We start from the raw sequence: 19,788 nt of genomic DNA, 5'->3' as shown, positions 1-19,788 counted from the left end.
CAATGGACACCACCGCGCAACGCGCCGGTTCCGCCCCAGCAGCCACGACCAGGGCTCCCAGGGCGCGGGGATCGCGTTCGGACAGGAGAAGCCGCACCGGCTCTTCGCTCATCGTCCGCCCTCCGCGGGGATAGCCAGGTCCCGGACGAGGTCGTTCCAGGCAACGCCGTCTGTGGGGACGATCTCCCGCTCCACCGGCTGAAGGGCGAGGTGAATCGTGCCCTTGGCATTCAGCAGCGCCAGGAGTTCCACAGGGCTCGCCGAGAGCGTTGGGGTAACCGGTTGGGTCCCGCCCTGTGCCTTGCCCTTGGGCGAATCCACGGGCAGGAGCGCGATGACGGTCGGCGTGACCGGAGCGGCCAGCACGATCACCGACGAGGCCTGGGCCGACGTCGCGGTGCGGACAGGAGCCAGCGCCATGGAGCCAGATGGTTCCACCTGGGCCTCCTCGTACCGGAACGATTGCGGCACCAGCACCACTTGCAGGTCGTGCAGGACGATGCGAGACAGCGTGCCGGGGCCGTCGGTTGAGGCATATCCCAGCGTCTGGCTGTCCACCACTGCCACCGCCTCCACCCGGTCGCCTGCCCGCAGGATGCCCGCCAGGCCCGTTGCCTGATCCACCCGTACCGCAACAGCCCGCCAATCGGGAGGCAGCGTCGCAGCGATGCCAGAGATCGCCCGGTCTCCTACCACCGAGCGCGTGATCTGCTCGCCCGGGAGGCGCGGCGCAGAGAGCACCTGCCCCACGGCGTCGGCAGGGTCCGTGAGGGCATCCTCCAGGACGGCGGAGGCATGGATGCGCTTGAGGGCCACGTCTTCCGCAGTCAGGCGCGCCCCTGCAGGGAGGCCTCGGCCTGCGACGACGACGTCGGCGGTGCGAGAAATGCCGGACAGAAAAGCCAACACGACAGCGAAGGTGATCAATCCCAGGACTCCGATTCCAACCAGTGGCAGCGCGCCTTTGCGGACTTTCATCCCATCCTCCCGATCCAGTTTGAGGGCAAACAAAAACGGCAGAGGTCAAGGAGCCGCCTGGACTCCTGTCCTTGCCGTCACAGGTTGCGGGGAAACCCATGTTGTCCCCGCGCCAAGGTATTCAGTTACGAGGAGAGCATAGCACAAGTTTGGTGCGGTGTCAAATTGGGTGTGAGGATTCTTATGTTAACCGGCAAATGCGCTTGACAGGAGGAGAGGAATATGCTATAAGGGCGGCAGAGCATTCTTGTTGAACCAGCACGGGCATTTCCGGACGAGTGCGAAATCTGCTGGCGTTACGCACGTGGCATGGAGCATAGCATATGAGACACAGAACAACCATTCTCAGTTTGCTGCTGGCAACAGGTCTACTTCTGTTCAGTTTCGTGCTGTTGAATACACAGACACAAGATCCAGCGTCAGCTAGCGAGATTGCTGCGCCCAACATGGTACCCGGCACATCAGAGCAACAGTTACCAGTAAACAGCATTGCTGAAACCGACCGCACCCGCTTTGTGCCAGGACAAATGCTGGTCAAGTTCCGCCCTGGAGTTGAGCTGCAGGCATCGAGCGGAAAGGTGCAGGCGAATGACGCAGAACTCTCCGCGGTCCTGCGGCAAGTTGACGCAATCTCGGTCCAGCGTGTCTTTCCCGACTTCGCACCTTCAGGTGACGCATTGCAGAAGCTACCAGCATCTGCCTATGCGGCCCTCCACAGCGTCTACCTTCTCACGCTACGTCCGAGTGTCAACGTGTTGGACGCTGTCGAGATTCTGAACCGCGACCCGCGTGTCGTGTACGCTGAACCGGACTACATCGCCTATGCGATTCAGGAGCCCCCCAATGATCCCTACGAGCCAAACGATAGCTTCTCTCAGGCATATACAATCACCGCGAGCACCGTCTATCAAGCGTACATCAGCACTGATACAGACGCAGATTTCTTCAAGGTCGATGTAGAGACCAACTACTCGCGCATTCAGGTTGATCTCACTGACCTTCCTGCCGACTACGATCTCTTCCTTTATGACCCTAGCGAGGCTGAAGTCGCGTCCAGTAGGTATGCTGGTCTGGCAGATGAGACCATTGACTACAGCGCGGCTGCCGTGACTGGCTACTTCTATGTTCGGGTGGTCGGATACAACCACGCCTACGATGCGTACACCCCGTACTCGCTTCTTATCACAATCACCGAGCCAACGCCCACTCCGACACCCACGGAGACACCGACTGAGACGCCCACGCGCACGCCCACAGACACACCCACTGAGACACCAACCAATACGCCGACCGATACACCAACGGCAACACCGACCAACACACCAACGCCCACACCAACCCTGACTCCCACTAACACACCCACCGTCACACCTACTCCCTACGTCTCCGACCCTCTGTATAGACAGCAATGGAACCTTGCGAAGGTGCACATTGAGGACGCGTGGGATGCACATGGCGGGAGCCCATTGGTCATCATCGCTATTGTTGATTCAGGGGTTGATCTCTCCCACACCGATCTGATGTCCAATCTGTGGACGAACCCTGGCGAGATCCCCAACAATGGCGTAGACGACGACAACAATGGCTATGTGGACGATGTCAACGGCTGGAACTTCGTGTCGGACACCGAGGACGTGTCCGACTGGAGCGGACACGGTTCGCTCGTTGCGGGGGTGGCCGCGGCGCGAAGGGACAATGGCATTGGCATCGCTGGCGTCTGCGGTAGCTGCAGGATTATGCCAGTGAAAGTGATGCAGCCCTCTGGGGCTGCCAACTACTCTGACATCGCCGCCGGCGTGATCTATGCTGCAAACAAGGGGGCCAGGATCATAAACATCTCCCTGGGCGGCTACTCTTTCTCCAATGTCCTGCGAGACGCGGTGGACTATGCCGAGAGCCTGGGGGCAGTCGTCGTGGGCGGGGCAGGCAACGACAGCACCAGCGCTCCGTTCTACCCTGCCGCGTACGCCAACGCACTCGCAGTTGCCGGCACCACCAATGCGGACACGCGCTCCTCCTTTTCGAACTACGGGACGTGGGTGGACATCTCTGCACCCGATGAGGACATCTTGACGACCGCCCTTGGTGGTGACTATTCCAATACCTCTGGCACTTCCGTGGGCGCCCCCCTGGTGTCAGGGCTGGTCGGGCTATTGCTGTCCATGCATCCTGACTGGACACCGGCCATGGTCCGCTCGCAGCTGACTCACACTGCAGACCCGATTGACACGCTGAACCCGGGCTACGAAGGGGAGCTGGGGAGTGGGCGGGCCAATGCCGGCAGAATGATTCTGCCGCCTAGCCCAATTCTGGTGTATGCAGGGTACAGCGCGAATGGCACGTCCAACGGGCACCCGGACTTTGGCACCTCGTCTAGCCTTGAGGTCTCGGTGCGCAATGACTGGGCGGATACGGAGGGCGTGATCGGTACGCTCACCACAGACGACCCTTACGTCGCTGTTGTGAACGGCTCGGCCGATTTCGGGAGCATCCTATCAGGCCAAACGGTCGCGAATGGCACTCCCTTCACGATCACGATTGCCGCAGGTGCGGGCTACAACCATTCCATACCATTCTCTCTGGCGCTTGCTGCCAATGGCGGGTATACCACCACACTGACCTTCACAGTGACCACACGAAGCAGCGAGCAGCTGGTTTCCGGGACAATTGCCACTGACACGATTTGGACAAGCGACAAGGTTTATGTAGTCAACGGCAACGTTGGCATTGCTCCAGGGTTCACGCTCACGATTCAGCCAGGAACTGAGGTGAAGTTCAATGGTAACTATGCGCTGAATGTAGGAGGCACGCTGGTCGCGGACGGCTCAGCGGAGCAGCCCATCGTCTTCATGCCCTATTCCTCCGAAGGCTCGTGGAGCCGAATCTATTTCGATGATCCGAGTGCCGATGCTGTCTCAGATGGGGCTGGCGTCTATCAATCCGGAAGCATTCTTCGTTGTGTACGAATACAGGGGGCTTCCAACGGCATAGAGTGCAGTGGCGCAACCCCCTACCTCGCATCTCTCACAACAGACGGGGGTGGCATCAACTGTACGTTGGGCAGCACCGCGTTTTGGCTATTAGACAGCGATGTCAAAGGTAGCGTATCTGCCACGGGAGCTGGACACGTCTGGCGCAGCACTATCAGCGATGGGAACCTGAGTCTAGGCTCTCTATCCAACGTGCTTACGAGCACCGTGGCCGGTACGATCAATCTCCGGGACGGTAGCCTGGTGAGCGGGACGAGCGCTGGCAGTGCGATCACCATCAGCGGCGGTGGTGTGGTGGAGAACAGCACGGCAGGTGGGACAGTCAGCCTGGGTAGCGGGTCGGTGGTGAACACGACGGTCACGAACGGCAACATCACTCTGGGCAGCGGTATGGTTAGCGACAGCTACGTGACGCGAGGCAGCATCGCCTTGACTTCGGGGATGGTGGTTTCCAACACGTTGCGGGGAGGTCGTGTAATCGCCGGAGATGGTAGCACACTGCAAGGCAACGATATTGAGCAGGCCCCAGGGGTAGGAATCCAGACGAGCGGCACCGTGACGGTAACTGCAAACCGAGTTGTAGGGAGTGCGGGAGCCGGAATGATTGTCTATGCCGGGTTAGTGCGGGGCAATCTAGTCGCTAACAACGACGGCGATGGGCTGCGCGTGGGGACGGCAACAGTGATCAGCAACACATTGACAGGCAACAAGGGCAATGCCCTCTACGTAGGCGCAGGCATACCTGTTCAGATTGAGGGGAACAATTTTGAGTTCAACACTGGTACGTATGATCTATACAACGACAACCCTTCTGGGCAGTACGTCGACGCGTCGAAGAATTGGTGGGGTACGACGGATGTAAGAGCCATTGGTACCCGGGTCTATGATTTCAACGTAGACTACACTAAGGGGCCAGTTACGTACACCCCAGTCCTGACCAGTCCTGTGGCCGACGCCCCGGCTTATGTGAGAGCCATCACCGTGACACCCGAGAGCCCGGTGGGTATTCAGACCGTGACGTTTGAAGTAGCATTCAGCCGAGACATGGACACAAGTCAGACTCCGACCGTGGGCTTCAATAGGAGCGGGCTAGGGATCGTGGATACTTTCGCAACGCAGATTGGTGGCTCACCCTGGAATGAAGGCGCTCTGGTCGTGGACGGAGACAGGGTATACCTTGGTACCTCTGATTACTGTCTGTGGCAGTGCAGTGAGCATGTCTGTCCGAGTTGGCTTCCGTCCGGTTGGGGAGTACTAGACCTTGACGGTTGGCACACACGCGCCACTGGCCGCTATGTCAGTGGGACAAAGGACATGTGTGGGAACATATACTTGGGAGATAATGCTGGCAATGTATTGAGGGTTAGCCCAGGTGGTACGGAATCGTACTTCCATGCCCCGAGCGTCCCGGCAGGCACACAACTTGGCTGGTGGGTCACTGACATGTGGTTTGATTCGGTCGGCAACACCTATGTTGAATCAACGCGGGTCGACCACACATGCTCCAAGACCGTAGATGTGCTGCTCACCAATGGGACCTGGGCGCCCTATACGGGGGCGCCCCTATCTGGCTCATGGTGGACACCGAACAGAGCTCCAAATGAGGACATGTGGGGAAACCTGTGGCATGTTGTGAAGAGCGACAGCGAGCCGTGGAAGCTGGTCGTCACGTACCGCCAGTTGCATGTGGACTATGCGGCAGACAAGAACTCCGCATGGCAAAGCCCGCGGCAGTACAGCGTATCGTACGACGTCACATCATTGATACCTCGGCGTACCTATGCGGCTGTCGTCTTTGGCGCTAGGACCCCCGACGGCATGGCAATCGCGCCCAACTCAACATACACCTTTACGGTGGACTACGCGGGCTCCATTGCCGACACCACACCCCCACCCGCCCCAGATGTTATGGCTTGGAACGACGGCACCAATATGATGCTAGGCGCCAGATGGTCTGTCACCGACCCAGACTCTGCAATTACACTGTACCGCTACGCCATCGGGACGACACCTGGAGGCACAGACGTTGTGAACTGGACCAACAGCAGCATGACCGAAACCATTCGGTCAGGGCTGAATCTGGTACCTGGGCAGTCCTACTACGTCTCCGTCCGAGCCCGCAACGAAGGTGGCTTGTGGAGCGAGGCAGGAGCAAGTAGTGGGGTCGTAGCGGGATACAACACTCAGGCAACCGTGCGCCTCTATCCTGGATGGAACCTGGTGTCTATTCCCGTGCGTCCGCCCAACACCGACGCCGCTGCTGTGCTGGCCTCCATCACCGGCCACTATGATATGGTATGGGCCTATGACGCCGCAAGCACGAGCAATCCCTGGAAGAAATACAATCCTGACGCGCCGCCTTACGCCAACACCCTGTCCAACATCACGGAGAGCATGGGCCTCTGGATTCATGCAACAGATGCAACTACCCTCACGCTGGTGGGACAGATACAGGCGTTATCCTCTATCCCACTCGTGACAGGATGGAATCTGGTCGGCTACGCAAGCACCCAGACAAGGCCGATCACGGAGGCGCTCACCAGTATCGCCGGGAAATATGTCCAGGTTTATGCCTACCATGCAGCCGATGCAGGTGACCCGTGGAAGCTGTATGATCCCGCAGCGCCACCACCTGTGAATGACTTGGCTATGCTAGAGCCAGGAAGGGGCTACTGGATCCAGGTATCTCAGCCTGGAAGGCTCGACATCACCAATCCATAGCATCGTGTCATGTGGGGGAAGGTCAGTAAGGGTTACCTTCCCCCACTATACACCCCACCGCCCCATCCCCCGGCACCGCCGCAGGCAGCGGGATCGTCTCCACCAGCATCGGCTCCACGTCCATTCCGTGTGTCCTCAGACCGTCGCGCAAACTCGGAGCGTCTCAGAATCAGGCGTCTCCATCTGTCTCTACATCGCCGAGGTACCGGACAAAAGGCAAGGTGGCAAGCCTGCGGGCCAGCCGCTCGTCCGCCGTAACGAAGACCGCCGCGCTATTCTCGGCCACAGCGGCAAAGACGGCATCGTAGACCGTTACGTCAAACTGACGAGCGATTTCCACTGCCCGACGCATGGTCGCCGCTGTGGGAGGAACCCACTCCATGCCCATGTCAAACAGGCTCCGTACGGCATCCCCCACCTGGAGGGTCGTGAGCTCATCCTTGTAGCGCAAAACGTTCGCCAACTCGTAGACCAGCAGCGCAGGTACAGAGATTTGGATGCGACCGTCCACGTAGGCGGAGCGCAAGGCCAATGCGTGGTCTGCCAGAATCTCGCCTTGCCGTAACCACTTGACGACCACCGACGTGTCAGGGACAACGTGCGCGTTCATCCGCGCGCCTCGCGCCACTTCGCGGACAAGTTCGCTCCGGCTCCGTTGCTCCTCCCGTGCCACGCGGTCCACCTCAGCAAGAAATTCGTCGGGAAACGAAAGCATGACTTTCTTTGCCATAGTACACTCCTTTTGCAGCACTATGTATAGCCAGATTATATCCAAATGGTGTATATTGTCAATAACTTGCCGTGTCCGAAAAGTGCACCCCGACGATGACCTGCGCCGCCCCGCGGGTGTTCCGTGGGCAGACGCTCTTCTTCCACGCAACAACTCGGACCTGCCACAGAACGTGCCGCTACGCGTAGTATGCGATGTCACTGGCCAGAGCGAAAGTGACGGAGGCTCCGTCGGGCCCCTTGTCGCCCATGGGCGTCCGGCCTATCCTGCTAATCTCATACTACTGGGGGACATGCACCCACGGGGGTGCGGCTACTCCGGCGACCTCATGAAGGAGTGCATCTCTGGCCCACCGCCCCATCCCCCGGCACCGCAGCCGGCATCGGGATCGTCTCCACCAGCATCGGCTCCACATCCTTCTTGTCCCGCGACAGCCCCAACAGCACCACAAACCGCCCCACCTCCAGCCGCGCGATGTGATTCGCCACCTGCACGTACCAGAACCCCTTCTCCGACCGCGCCAGCGCCGCCACGGCCAAATCCCTATCCCTCGGGTTCTTCAGCCGCCCGATGAACAGGTTGTTGCACGAACTCACGATCTCCGGCGGCAACTCCGACGGACTCTGCGCAATCACTCCCATCCACACCCCATACTTCCCCGCATCCCGAAACATGGTGGCATAGATGTCGCTGGTCATCCGCCGCCCGTTGTCCTCCCGCGCTCCTTCCCCCACGCCGGAGATGATCTTGTTCGCCTCTTCGTACACCAGGAACAACTTGCGCCCATCCGTCTGCCCGATGCTTTCCCGCGCGCGGAAGATGGCGTCGTTGTACAGATGCCACGAGATCAGCCCCAGAATCGCTGCCTTGCCGTACTCCGGCATCGTCCCACCCTCCAGAACCGCTACGCCATCGGGATAGGCCAAGTCCTCAATCGCGATGCTCCCTTCCCCACGCCCATACATGGCCGCCAACTGTCCGTACCGAAACACCTTGAGCCGAAGCAAGAGCCCTTTCACCGCCGTCTGGTCAGTTACGTTGTTCCGCAGTCGCCCATACAACGCTTCCAGCCGGTCATACACCTGACTCAGGTCCACGTCCTTGGACCGCTCAATGGCCAATATCTGGCGTTCCCACGGCTGCAATTGCGCCAGTTTGATCGGCCCATCGGCCAGGTTCGCGAGCCCCGGCTTCTCCCGTTCCCGATTCAACACCTCCCGCTCGGACGCCGAAACATGAGACAGGGCGACCGCTTGCCTCGCCTCTGGCGTGTCCGGCCGCTCTTGCACAACCTTGTTGTACCTCTCCGGATACAGCACCTGCGGGTCTTCGGTCAGCACGCCATGCTCCAAGTACAGCCCCCGCATCACTTCCCACAGCCATCCCGCCTGCCTCTCTCCCATCCGCCCCGCATTGCACAACAGGTCCACCGTGGCGTCCAGTTGCAAATCCGGAGGAATCCTTCGCCCGATCTGCAGCGGGTTCCAACGGATCGGCCTGGGCGACCCCTGATACAGTCCGTACAGCGTAAACCGCTCCCTGGGAATCACGTTCATCAACTGCCGATGCCCCAGCCCGAAGTCCAACACTACCACCCTGTCCCCCCACCGCAGCGCCACTTCCTTCTCCAGCCACGTCATGACCACGCTCTTGCCAAACCGCGTGTCCGCAAATGCCGCCGTGTTCGTCATCCGCTCCCGCGTGAGGCGACATTGGGCAGGCGTTACGTCCCCCGTCTCGTACGACACCAGGCGGCCGATCACCACATCCCCGGGCATGTCCACCGGAAAGGCGTAAGGCGGAATCTTCTCCTGCACCGTCAGCGCATCGCCTTCCTCAAAGCATCCCGGAGCCACCAGAGCGGCAGCCTGAGTGAGCGTCAGAAACGACGTGTCTCGGTATCCCTCCAGGATTCCCGGCACGATCTCCCGTCGCGTGGATGGCGTGAAGGTCTGGGCATGCAGAGCGACGTACCGCTCCTCCGGCGGCGTGAGCATCCGCGTCTGGGCCGGCGTGACGACTTCCTCCGTCCCATGAAACGCCTGGGCGTACAGGGCAGCCAGCGCCTGCTTCCCTCGCTCCGTGCGGCACAGAAAGTACGCATCTACCCAGAAGGCCCCTTCCGTCGCCGCTTCCGCCAGCAGCCGCTCCTGCCCTCGCAGCAGATCGGCCACCATCGTCGCCAGGTGATCCTCCCACTGGTACGTCTTGGACGCCGACAGCGACGGCGCTAGCCCTGCGCCTACACCCATCCCCGTTGCCGTCGCCAGGCTCCGCGCTTGCACCACCCCTGTGCTCTTGGACTCCGCCACGCCCGTGGACTCCACTCGGCTCCGAGACCGCACCTCCGACCACGCTTCCCCCTCGGCATGGGACACCGTGTCTGCCGAAGACTGCGTCTCCGACACACTCGTCGCACGGGACTGCGTGCGCGCCACCGAATCGCTCTCCACACGAGACACCGTGTCGCTGGCAAACGTGCCTTTCGCCCATGACCCACCACGGCTCACCGACTCCGATCGCGATACCGTGTTCGCCCGCATCGTGGCATCCGTCCGACTCACCGTGTCCGATGACGACCTCGTCTCGGCGCTGCTCACCGTATCCGCGACACTGGCCGTCGTGGCATGCCCCTCCGTCGTCGCATGGCTCTCCACGTCGTTCACCGACTGCGCCACCGAGTGCTGCGTCCCTTGACTCGCCCCCACCGATGCGTCCAGGCTGCTCCCAACCGTATCGCCCTCCGTACGCCCTTGCGTAACCCCAACGCTGACCCCCTGGCTCGCCCCCTGAGACACACTAGCCCCGTGGCTTAGGCTGTCGCTCTGGGATGTGGTCTCCACATGCGACGTCCCCTCTCCTTCCACCACGCTGTGGGCATTGCTCAGCGATCCACCCACCGTCGCGCTGTTGTGCACCCCTGCATTCGCATTCGCCCCCAGAGTCCCCGGCAGGCCCAGCGCCAGGCCCCCGCTCGCCGAAGTTCCCACCGTCCCCGAGGCACTCACCCCAACCGTCCTGGTGTGACCCTCTGAGGTGTATTGGCTGCTCCCATCGGCCACAGACTGCCCATCGGTGTGCCCTACCTGCACCGATTGCCCCACCTCCTGGCTCTGCGATGCCGACATCCCGAGCGAAGCGCCATGCGAAGTCCCCTGACTGTGGCTCTGCGACTGCCCCACCGACACGCCGACGTTGGAGCCCGACGACTGCCCGTCTGTGATTGTCGTCCCGACGCTGTGCGCCTGACCCGTGGTCTGGGACGTAGAGGCTGTCTCTGCGTGTCCCACCGTGTGCGATTGCCCTTGCGTCTGCGCCACTCCCTCCGTGTGCGCCTGCCCCACTGCGTGGCTCTCCCCAACCGTCTGCGCCGTCCCATGTGTCTCCGTTACCGCCCAACTGCCCCCCGACGACTGGCTCTCCCCTACCGTGTGCGCCTCACCCCGCGCGACCCCGTGTCCCGTGGTGACGGATTCCCCCACCGTCTCCGTAACGCCACGGCTGTGCCCCTCCGTGTGGGATTGCCCGTCCACCACCGACCGGGTGTATCCCTCGCTAGCCGTAACACCTTCCGCGCGGCCACGGCTGTGGGTAACGCCCCCGGTGTCCGACACCCCGTACCCGGTGCTGGCACCGGCGTTGAACGCGCCCGACAGGATGACGGGGATAGACAACCCGACGTGAATCCCCCGCGTTCCCTTCTCCATGGACGCCCACCGGGACGCTTCCCGCGCGTTGGCTGCCTGCAGCCGATAGATGTCCCCCTGCCGCACCCGAAACGCCATCACTACCGCCACAAACTCCTCCCGCAACTTCGCCATGCCGCGATACAGTAACTCGTTCTGCTGCAACGTGTATTCGTCCAGGGTGGGCGAGCGGCCATGCTCACCCGACATCCCCCGGGCATTCTCCCGCGGGTCCGGCTGCCCAATCCCGACCAAGCCGAAGCGCATCTCCCCCAACGCCCTTCGGAGCCACTCGGCGCGCCCCATCGTCAACGGCACAAAGCGCGACTGCTCAAAGTTCGCCATCACCCCGTCCAGCGCTGCTGCCCCCTCTCTCGCCCGCTCCAGCGCCTCCTCCCGACTCCCGCCAACCCCCTGCACCCCGTAGCACTGCACAATCCCCACATGCGGCCGGAAAATCCCCGCCACCAGGTACACGAAGTCCACCTCCGCGTTGTACAGCCCCTTCAGCGCCTTCGCCGTCCGACGGACCAACAGAACTTCTTCCCGCGCCTCCTTCGCCAGGAAGTCCAGCGCCACCAACTTGACCACCTTGTGCCGACGGCGACGCTCCCCGCTTTCCCGCTCCACCAGATCGTAGTACAGGTGATCCAGCCGCCCTTCCCCGTCGTACACCGCCTCGCTCCGATACACCTCCAAATCCACCGGAACCACCTGCGATACCTCGCTACCCCACTTTCCTCGCATGCCCCCTCCTTGCTCCCTCCTCGGCGAAACCTCATCGCGCTCGCACGTTCCGACATCCTGCCGTTCCCCTTCGCCTGGAACTGGAAGGACATCCCTTAGGCGGCACTCCTCTCCTACCGCTGTCCCCTTCCGCGCCGACTGCGCAACGCTGCTATCCACTCTTCCGCCGTCGCAAACGGCGCCGCCAGGGATAGCGGGTTCACAAGCAGCCTTTGGACGAGATAGGAGAAGTGCGCCACCGGTAACACAAACCATGTCAGCCACGTCCCCACCGTCGCAAAGATCGCCAAGTTCCCCGCGATGACCCGCTGCGCCTCGCCGCTGGACCCCAGCACCTCCGCCCACGCCGCCGGCTCAAACCGCGCCGCCAGACCCAGGTAGCCCCGAAACCCCAGCAAAGCCAGCGCATAGGTCAACAGGAACCCCTTCCCCCGCCAAAGGACCGCCTCCCGCTCGCCGCGAAGTACCAACAGCGTTGCGATCCACGTCCACCACATCGCCGCACCAATCGCCGGCACAGGCGATGGATACATCAGCGCCGCGGCCGTCCATGCCACCCCGATCGCCCACGTCAGCATCTGCGGCACACGAGGGAGAATCCCCTCAGGATGAATCTGCCCCACCTCAGGCCGCGCAGGCCTGCCCAGGCCCTGTAGCGCCGCCTGCCGATCCAGCACCCACACGACCCCCGCCCCCGCCAACCCCAGCAGATGCGGCACATGATCCCACACCCAATACCCAATGACCAACAACCCGTTCAGCACTACGACAAGCGCCTCCAGCATCGCCCGCCCCACACCGGCCAGCCCCTCCATGACTACCCTCCTACCGCCCACAACGCCGCTACCGCAGCGCGCAGTTGCCCAATCTCTTCCTCCGACAGGTTCTCCTTCACCACCACCGGAACCGCCTTGATCCCCGCGCCCCGCGCCGCCAGCAGCATCCGCTGGCTCATCACATCCAGTACCCGGTACCGTTCCCATCCCTTCCGGTTCGGCACCACCGTCACGATCAGGGGGAACGGCACCCCGACCTTCTCCACCGCCTCCACCACGCCGCTCAGGTTCTCCTTCCAGGGCAGCCTCCAGTCTTCTTCCACACGCCCCACATCCACCAGCAGGTGATCGTCTATCCGCACCTTCGTCTCCCCTCGCCGCGCCCAGTACTCCTGCACCGCCTCCAGGCTCACGCACGGACACTTCCGAATCTCCGTGCACAGCGGGCAGTCCCATGTGCACTCCGCCGGGACCTCATCGGCGTACGGACAATCCAGACAGTCGTCTCCCCACCCACTGCACCGAAACAACGGCCGACTCTTCCTCATCTCCGATCTTCCTCCTTTCGCGCTGCAATATCCCGCTCCAGCACCCACAACCGCTCCCCTCGGTCCAGGCTCGCCACGCGCAACCGCACCGCTTTGCCCCGCTCCATTGCCCACCCCGTGACTTCCGATACGATCGCCTTGCATGCCCCCTCGTCCGGACAGATGATGCAGAACTCGCTCGTCGCCTGGTACACGTTCGCCCACTTGCGATCTCGCGCTGCAGGGTCCTTGCGCGTCCGCCGCTCGCACTCCACGTAGATCGGATGCTCCTCCAGCACGGCCACGATATCGGGCGCAAAGGTGCCCCCGTCTGCGGTGCGCGCAGGCACCGGAAACACGTCTACCGCCGTCGCTCCAAACCGGCGCAGGTGATCCGCGCCCTCCAGGGTCAGCAGCACATGCGCGTCGCTTCCGTGCCGCTCGGCCAATCGCTCCCATTCCGACCGAACGGCCTCCACGCCAAGCACTTCGCGCACCCGCTCCCGACCGACCTCTGTCAGGCGCACCAACTCCGTGTTCCGGCCGCGCGCCTCCGCCTTTGGCCGCAGCCGGACCACCCACCCCGCCTCCGAAACCCGCTCAAACAACCGGTGCATGGATCCTCCCTCCGGTACCCCATGCTCCTCCCGCAGAATCCGCTCCAACTCCTTCCGACGGCTGATCCCCGTCGTCGCCAGAACCCCCAGCAGAACATCGGCCCTCTCTTCCCCCTCTGTCCCCACGACGGGCGCGGCGCGATCCTCTTTCGCCGCAACCCATGCCGCCAGTCGCTCCTCCGCCGTTCGCAACCGCGCACGACTCTCGGCAAGGGCTTCCTCCAACGCCCGCTCCCGTGCCCGCAAGGTGGTCAATGCCGCCTCCATCTCCAGGAGCCTCTGCTCCAGCCACGTTTGCCGCCCCGCATCCGGGCGTTCCTGAGCCGCCTGCAACCGGTACATCTTGGACGCCCCTTCCACCTGCACCAGCCGAGCCATCTCCGCAGCAGTCATCCGCCCCAGTTGCGCCGAATCCTCCCGCGCCATCTCCGCCAGGCGTTCCGGGATCAGCGTTTCCGCAATCCCCCGAATCGCCCGGGCCAGACCATCCCGCTCCCCCTCCGCTTGCTCCTTCATCGCCATCAGCGCATCAAAACTGGTCTGCAACTGCCCCAGACTCACCCGCAGCCGCTGCACTTCCAACGCCAATTCCACCTCGCTCACCTCGTCGCTATCGCCACAACATGCCCCGCTGCACCCGTACCCGCCCATCCAACTCCTCCAACGCGCCCCTCGCCTCCCTTAGCCGCGTCCAGGCTTCCGCCACGGCCTCTGCCCGCGGGGCCCCCACGCACTCTACCACAGCCTGCCCTGCCGCGATGGCGGAACCCAGTGCCTCGCGCGCCTGCCGCTGCAACTCGCTCATCGCGTCCGGCACCCGCGCTCCTTCCACCTCCCGAGCCACCGCGCCTAGCCGCCGCAATGCCTCCGCGCCTCGCTCGCCTTCGGCTAACAGCCGCCCGGAGTCCGGGCTCGCCGCTGACTCTCCCAAGATCGTCTCTAACACGTCCAACTCTCTCCTCACCTCTACCACCCACGTCGCGAGCGCCCGAACCGACTGCACCATTTCCAGCCTTCCCCGCGTCAGCACCACCGCGTGCCCGTCGGCATACGGCGTGTTGCCAATCCCTATCGGAACCGCCGCCGCGAGCAAGACCAACCCTACCACCCCTGCAATCACCTTACGCCGAATCCGAATCACCCGAATCGTCATCGTCGTCCTCCCTCAACGGGTCCAGCATCTCTATCCTCCGCGCCACCACCTCATTCACCGTCCGTTCCTCTCCGCGCACCGTGATATCCCGGCTCACCAGCCCCCCGACCACCAGGACCCGCATCCCCCGGTACAACTGCCTCTGCAGCCGAGCCACTTCCGCGCCAAACATCACCACCGTTACATGGTCCGGCCGACGCACCGCTCGCCCTCCATCCGTATCCCACTTCGCAGGCATCTCCGGCGGCCGGTGCACCGCCAGCCGAAATACCAACTTCCCTCGCCCTATCCGCGTCGGCAGCAACTCCGGCTCGCTGACCAGCTTCCCCAACAACTCCACCTGATTGTGTACGGCCATACGTCTCCTCCCTCTTCCCACCAATCTCTCACTCTGCTGAATCGTCTCCATCCACCTGTGGCGGCGAGCCTGCCTCGCCCACAGCGCCATCCATCTCGTTCCCCATCCCAACGACATGCCATCCCCCATCCCGCCACGCCTCGGGCAGGAAGGTGATCCGCTCGGCCACCGTCTCCGTTACCATCCGCCGACTCCCATCCTTCGCGGTGTACACCCGACTCTGCGTCCACCCGAACACCACCACCTGCGCGCCTTTCCGCAGCAGCGGCTGGAGCGCCTCCCCTCGCTCACCGTACATCACCACGTGGATCATGTCCACCCCACGCCCCGTCCCGCCCGTCTCACCGTACTTCGCCGCTCGCGTCCCGTCTCGCGCCACCGCAAGCCGGAACACCAACTTCGGCCGCCCTCTCCGCGTCAACAGCACCTGCGGCTCCTCGTGCACCCAACCTTCCTTGATGTCCATGTTGATCACCATCCTGCTCCTCCAGTGTGTTGTGTGTGCAGTTCCCCTCGGGGGGTAACTGCACCGGATGCCTACAAGATATGGCAAAGATTCTCCAAACTGCTACTACATGCAGGGTCTCCTACCCGCTCAGTGTAGTTAGTGCAGTTAGTGTAGTTTTCCCAGGGAGTACACCCCGCATAATCTCTTCACATGCGTGTCGCCGTACCACGCGTCTGGCTCTGGGGTACGCGAGCCCCTGAGAACGCCACATGATCAAACTCTGTGCAGATATTGGAACATCCACTTGCAGAGATCCACCGTTGGATGCTTCGGATTCGCACAGAAGGTATGCCGACAGTCTTGTATGTCTGAAATCCGCACGTACGTGCGTTTTCCGAGACATTCCCTAAGAGGCTTGCGCGTGCTTCCCAAGACCGAATCCCTCGCGATTCCGTGTCTGACCACCCTATGTGCCCCAGCCACCCCCTCTGTTTCATGTCTCTTACTCGTAATGCCCTACGCAAACCACATGTGCATGGCGATGGACCCGCGCACGGCCCGCTTGCGCCTGCGGACGGTCGCCCACCGGTCCACCCACACGCGCACATTTCCGTGCCCCCGTACCCCAAACAAACTACACTAACTACACTAACTACACTCACCGCACCTCCTCTTCCTCGGGCGGTTCCACCTCGTATCGCTCCATACGGTCCTCTATGTCCACCCTGCGCACACGGTACACATACCCACGCGCCTGTCGTCGCCTCTCCGCCAGCCCCAACCGCTGCATCCCATGCCCAACGTGCCGCGCCGTAACCCCATCTCCTTCCTCCTCTGGCAGGTACTTCCGCATCGCCCCGACGATATCCCCCGTGCCTACGTGCCCCACTTCCCCCTTCACCAGCGACCTCAACGCCAGCAGCAGCGCCTGATCCCATTCGGACAGCCCAGATCGCTCCCCTTGCCGGGCATTGGCGACGGCATACTTCCGAATCGCCTCTACCAACCCCGTGAGCCCTTCCTCTTCAAAGAACTTCGCCAGCGCCAACAGTGGCAACCACCGCTCCCCGTGCCGATTGTTCAGCACCCGAATCCCCGCGTCTTCCTCGTAGATGCGCCGCACCTCATGGAAGAAGGTCAACGCCACACCGTACAGATCCCCCCTCACGCCCGCCCAGTCCTCGTCTCCCTCCCGCACCAGCAGGTTCCCTTTCTCCGTTTTCGCCCGCAGCATCGGGATCACGATGCACCGATCCCGCAACACCTCCTCCAGCCCACGGATGTTGGCCAACATCTTCGGCCCGTATACCGCAAACTCGCGCACCTCAAACCGTTCATTCGGCCCCTTTTCCGCTCGGGTCGCCACGGCCCCACGCTTGTACCCAGCGTTCAACACCTGACGCAACTCCTCTGCCCACGGGTCTCCCCGCCTCCCCAACCGTTCCGCCTCGTCAATCCCCAGCGCTCCCCGCGTCGCATCCATGAGCCGATACACCCCGGCAGGTGTGATGTCCGCTGTACAGCGCATGTTGAACGCCAAATGCTGCGCCACGTCCATCGTTTTCGTCTTCCCAGACCCAGGCGGACCCCACAGGCCAATGTACGGATACGTCTCAAACAGCGGGTACAGGTAGGTTCCCACCGTCCACAGGGCCAAGACATCTGTCGTGTGGGCCTCCTCAAACTCCACGTACCGATCAAACAGCCGCTCCACCGCACGGTAGGTCTCCACCGGGTTGGGCTTCGCCCCTCTCAAAAACGCCTCCAGGCTGCGGTACTCCCACCGGCTGGAAGATCCCAGCATCACGGGCTCCGTTGGCACGACCATCGGCTGCCCCCCGATCGTTACAAACCCGTCCTCCGGGAGCGGAATCTGCTCCCGCTCGCTCGTGATCAGATACGGCTGGCGCGTGACTTTCCCATCACCGTCGCGCACCAGAAGAGGCACCGCCACCACCCCAACGTCTCCCACATAGTCCAGCGCAGGCGTGAGCACCCGATACGTCCCTTCCACCACCACAGGTTCGCGCCGCGTGCCACGGCCTTCGTCGCTCGCTTTGTGATCCTTCCGTGCCGCACGCAGCAATTTGCCCAAGGCCGCGGACGACAGCCCCAGCAGCGATCTGGCCTCCTCCTCGTATCGCACCAAGGGCACAGGGGGCAGGCTCACCATCAGACGCAAGACCTCTTCCACCCGCCTGTCTCGCTCCGATCCCGCTGCATTCGCCGCTTCCTTCAACTTCCATCCCAGTACCGTGTCCGCTGCATCCAAAACCTCGCGAAACTGGCGGGCCGTCCAGCCCCCGATCGCCACGTCCCGAACATCCTGCCCGTCCGGAAGTCTCACCACGCGCGCCAGCGGGCCCACGCGCTCCCCCAACCGCAACCCAGCCTCCCGCCCCGCTGCGTCCCCATCCAGGCAAATGTACACCGGATCGTGACGCCGAACCGTGGCAAGCAGCCCCTCCGGCAAGGTTGTACCCTGAAGGGCAATCGCAGGGATACCCCACCCATGCAGGACAAGGCAGTCCGTGATCCCTTCCACAAGGACCAGTTCGCCCTTGCCATTGAGTGCCGCGTCGTTGTACACCGGCTTGGCCCCGCGCATGTGCAAGTACTTCGGCCCCCTGCCTTCTCCAAGGAGCCGCCCTGTCAGGTACACCACGCGGCCGCGCGAGAACGTGGGAAACACCACCCTTCCCGCGAATACCTCCCGGCCGTCCTCGCGCAGCACGCCCGCTTCCACCGCATCTTCCCGGCTTATCCCATGCCCGTGCAGATACTTCTCCAGCGCATCCCCCGCGGCCACTCCAACCCGAAACTCTCGCAACACCTCCACATCAATTCCCCGAAGCGCAGGCCCTTGGATCACCGTTGGCATCTCCATCAGCCGTGCGTGGTAGCACTGCGCTGTCAATCCCAGAACTCTGTCCCGCAGGGTCGGCTCCCGCCCCCGCCATTCCGATGACCAGTCCACCCCAGCCCGCTCCGCCAACCACCGCAGGCTTTCCACGAACTGCTCGGCGTCCCGCGCCCGAAACCCAGGCCCGAGCCGCACGTAGGACACCAGGTCAATCACATCCCCGCCTACGCCATCGCCGTAGTGATACCAGGATTCTGTGTGGGGATACACCGTCAGTGCCGGCGTCTTCTCCCCTCGCGTGCTCCCGACCCATGTGCGCCCGACCTTTTGCAAGCCAGGGATCAACTCCTGCGCCACCTCCCGGATGGGCGAGCGCCTCAACACCTCTTCCTTGAACCCCATCGCTCCCCTCCACATGGGCCGCACTTGGCCCACCTGACGCGCCTAGACCGAACGCAACCTCGCTTCCTGCACAAACAGCGTCTCTGGAACCTCCAACACCTGGGCCACTCGCTCCACAAACTCCTCCGTCACCGGCTCCTCTCCATCCAGGATCGCCCGAAGATACCGGCTCGGATACCCCAGCAACCCTGCGACCCATGCCGTCTCCCAACCCCGGGCACGAATCGCCGCCCGAAACGCCTCTATCGCGTACCCCCTCGCCCCATCTTGCATCGCCCCCAACCTCCGGTACGAAAAGTCAGATGGAATATCGTGCACACTTCCTACGCAAAAAGAACCGAGGGGCCTCATCGGCCCCTCGGCGGCTTTTCCTCTCCCCCGTCGCCTGGCTCTGGTATCCCAAGCCAGGCGCGGATGATCCTCCGCAACAACGCCCCAGGAGACATCTCGTGCTCCAACGCCCGCAACTTCAACAGGCGCAGTTCCTCTTGCTCAATCGCAAACGTGAACCGGCGGGGGTGTCTCATCCGTCTTCGTGCTCCCATTAGAGTTGCCTCCTGTGTCCTGGTTTGCTGCGGAGAAAACCCTGTCTTGGCGCACAGTGTAGCACATTTGTTCTATATTGTCAAATCCCCCACTCCGATGTGTCTGTAACACACACGGTGGGTGAATGTCAAAGCCCCACTTCGCTATCTCGGATGGCGCTTCAGGGGGCAAATTGCCCCACGCGGCTGCCAAGCAGCGGCGGAATCAGGGATGGCTCCCCACTTGTTGGTGAACCCGCCGACTATG

General features: G+C 62.6%; 13 protein-coding genes and 1 pseudogene (1 of these 14 only partly in view). 1 reads left to right on the top strand and 13 read right to left on the bottom strand.

Features of this window, described 5'->3' with window-relative positions; all coding sequences use genetic code 11:
• A pseudogene (locus tag H5T65_05725) lies at window positions 1–112 on the bottom strand (AAA family ATPase) (it extends 1,160 nt beyond the left edge of the window).
• Window positions 109–978, bottom strand: coding sequence for a Flp pilus assembly protein CpaB (gene cpaB, locus H5T65_05720; protein ID MBC7258725.1), 870 nt, complete (start codon window positions 976–978; stop codon window positions 109–111). Before cpaB ends, H5T65_05725 begins: the two are co-directional and overlap by 4 nt.
• A gap of 527 nt (window positions 979–1,505) precedes the next feature.
• On the opposite strand from cpaB, the gene H5T65_05715 reads away from it, so the two are divergent.
• Window positions 1,506–6,689 carry a S8 family serine peptidase gene (locus tag H5T65_05715; GenBank protein ID MBC7258724.1) on the top strand — a complete coding sequence of 1,728 codons (5,184 nt, stop codon included), beginning with the start codon at window positions 1,506–1,508 and terminating at the stop codon, window positions 6,687–6,689.
• A gap of 169 nt (window positions 6,690–6,858) precedes the next feature.
• On the opposite strand, the gene H5T65_05710 is transcribed toward H5T65_05715, so the two are convergent.
• The 11 genes from H5T65_05710 to H5T65_05660 form a co-directional block, all read right to left on the bottom strand.
• Entirely contained in the window at window positions 6,859–7,419 is a 561-nt protein-coding gene (locus H5T65_05710; protein MBC7258723.1) for a PIN domain-containing protein, read from the bottom strand.
• Window positions 7,420–7,745: 326 nt separating this feature from the next.
• Window positions 7,746–11,852, bottom strand: coding sequence for a serine-rich protein (locus H5T65_05705; protein ID MBC7258722.1), 4,107 nt, complete (start codon window positions 11,850–11,852; stop codon window positions 7,746–7,748).
• Between the two features lie 113 nt (window positions 11,853–11,965).
• Complete coding sequence (locus tag H5T65_05700) at window positions 11,966–12,667, bottom strand: hypothetical protein (GenBank protein MBC7258721.1); 702 nt, start codon at window positions 12,665–12,667, stop codon at window positions 11,966–11,968.
• A 2-nt stretch (window positions 12,668–12,669) separates the two neighbouring features.
• Window positions 12,670–13,176 (bottom strand): hypothetical protein, encoded by a 507-nt coding sequence (locus H5T65_05695; GenBank protein ID MBC7258720.1) that lies wholly within the window; start codon window positions 13,174–13,176, stop codon window positions 12,670–12,672.
• A complete protein-coding gene (locus H5T65_05690) occupies window positions 13,173–14,423 on the bottom strand; it encodes a hypothetical protein (GenBank protein ID MBC7258719.1) in 1,251 nt (416 codons plus the stop codon). Before H5T65_05690 ends, H5T65_05695 begins: the two co-directional genes overlap by 4 nt.
• Window positions 14,383–14,925 (bottom strand): hypothetical protein, encoded by a 543-nt coding sequence (locus H5T65_05685; protein ID MBC7258718.1) that lies wholly within the window; start codon window positions 14,923–14,925, stop codon window positions 14,383–14,385. Before H5T65_05685 ends, H5T65_05690 begins: the two co-directional genes overlap by 41 nt.
• Window positions 14,894–15,283 (bottom strand): single-stranded DNA-binding protein, encoded by a 390-nt coding sequence (locus H5T65_05680; GenBank protein ID MBC7258717.1) that lies wholly within the window; start codon window positions 15,281–15,283, stop codon window positions 14,894–14,896. Before H5T65_05680 ends, H5T65_05685 begins: the two co-directional genes overlap by 32 nt.
• Window positions 15,284–15,311: 28 nt before the next feature.
• Complete coding sequence (locus tag H5T65_05675) at window positions 15,312–15,761, bottom strand: single-stranded DNA-binding protein (protein ID MBC7258716.1); 450 nt, start codon at window positions 15,759–15,761, stop codon at window positions 15,312–15,314.
• A gap of 628 nt (window positions 15,762–16,389) precedes the next feature.
• On the bottom strand, window positions 16,390–18,996 hold the full coding sequence (locus H5T65_05670) for a toprim domain-containing protein (protein MBC7258715.1): 2,607 nt from the start codon (window positions 18,994–18,996) through the stop codon (window positions 16,390–16,392).
• Between the two features lie 42 nt (window positions 18,997–19,038).
• Window positions 19,039–19,269 carry a helix-turn-helix domain-containing protein gene (locus H5T65_05665; GenBank protein MBC7258714.1) on the bottom strand — a complete coding sequence of 77 codons (231 nt, stop codon included), beginning with the start codon at window positions 19,267–19,269 and terminating at the stop codon, window positions 19,039–19,041.
• A 74-nt stretch (window positions 19,270–19,343) separates the two neighbouring features.
• Window positions 19,344–19,523 carry a hypothetical protein gene (locus H5T65_05660; protein MBC7258713.1) on the bottom strand — a complete coding sequence of 60 codons (180 nt, stop codon included), beginning with the start codon at window positions 19,521–19,523 and terminating at the stop codon, window positions 19,344–19,346.
• Between the last annotated feature and the right edge of the window lie 265 nt (window positions 19,524–19,788).

It is taken from the genome of Chloroflexota bacterium (assembly GCA_014360805.1).
Lineage (GTDB): Bacteria > Chloroflexota > Anaerolineae > DTLA01 > DTLA01 > DTLA01.
Note: the sequence above shows the minus strand (reverse complement) of the source record. Positions and strands in the feature narration are given on the sequence as shown.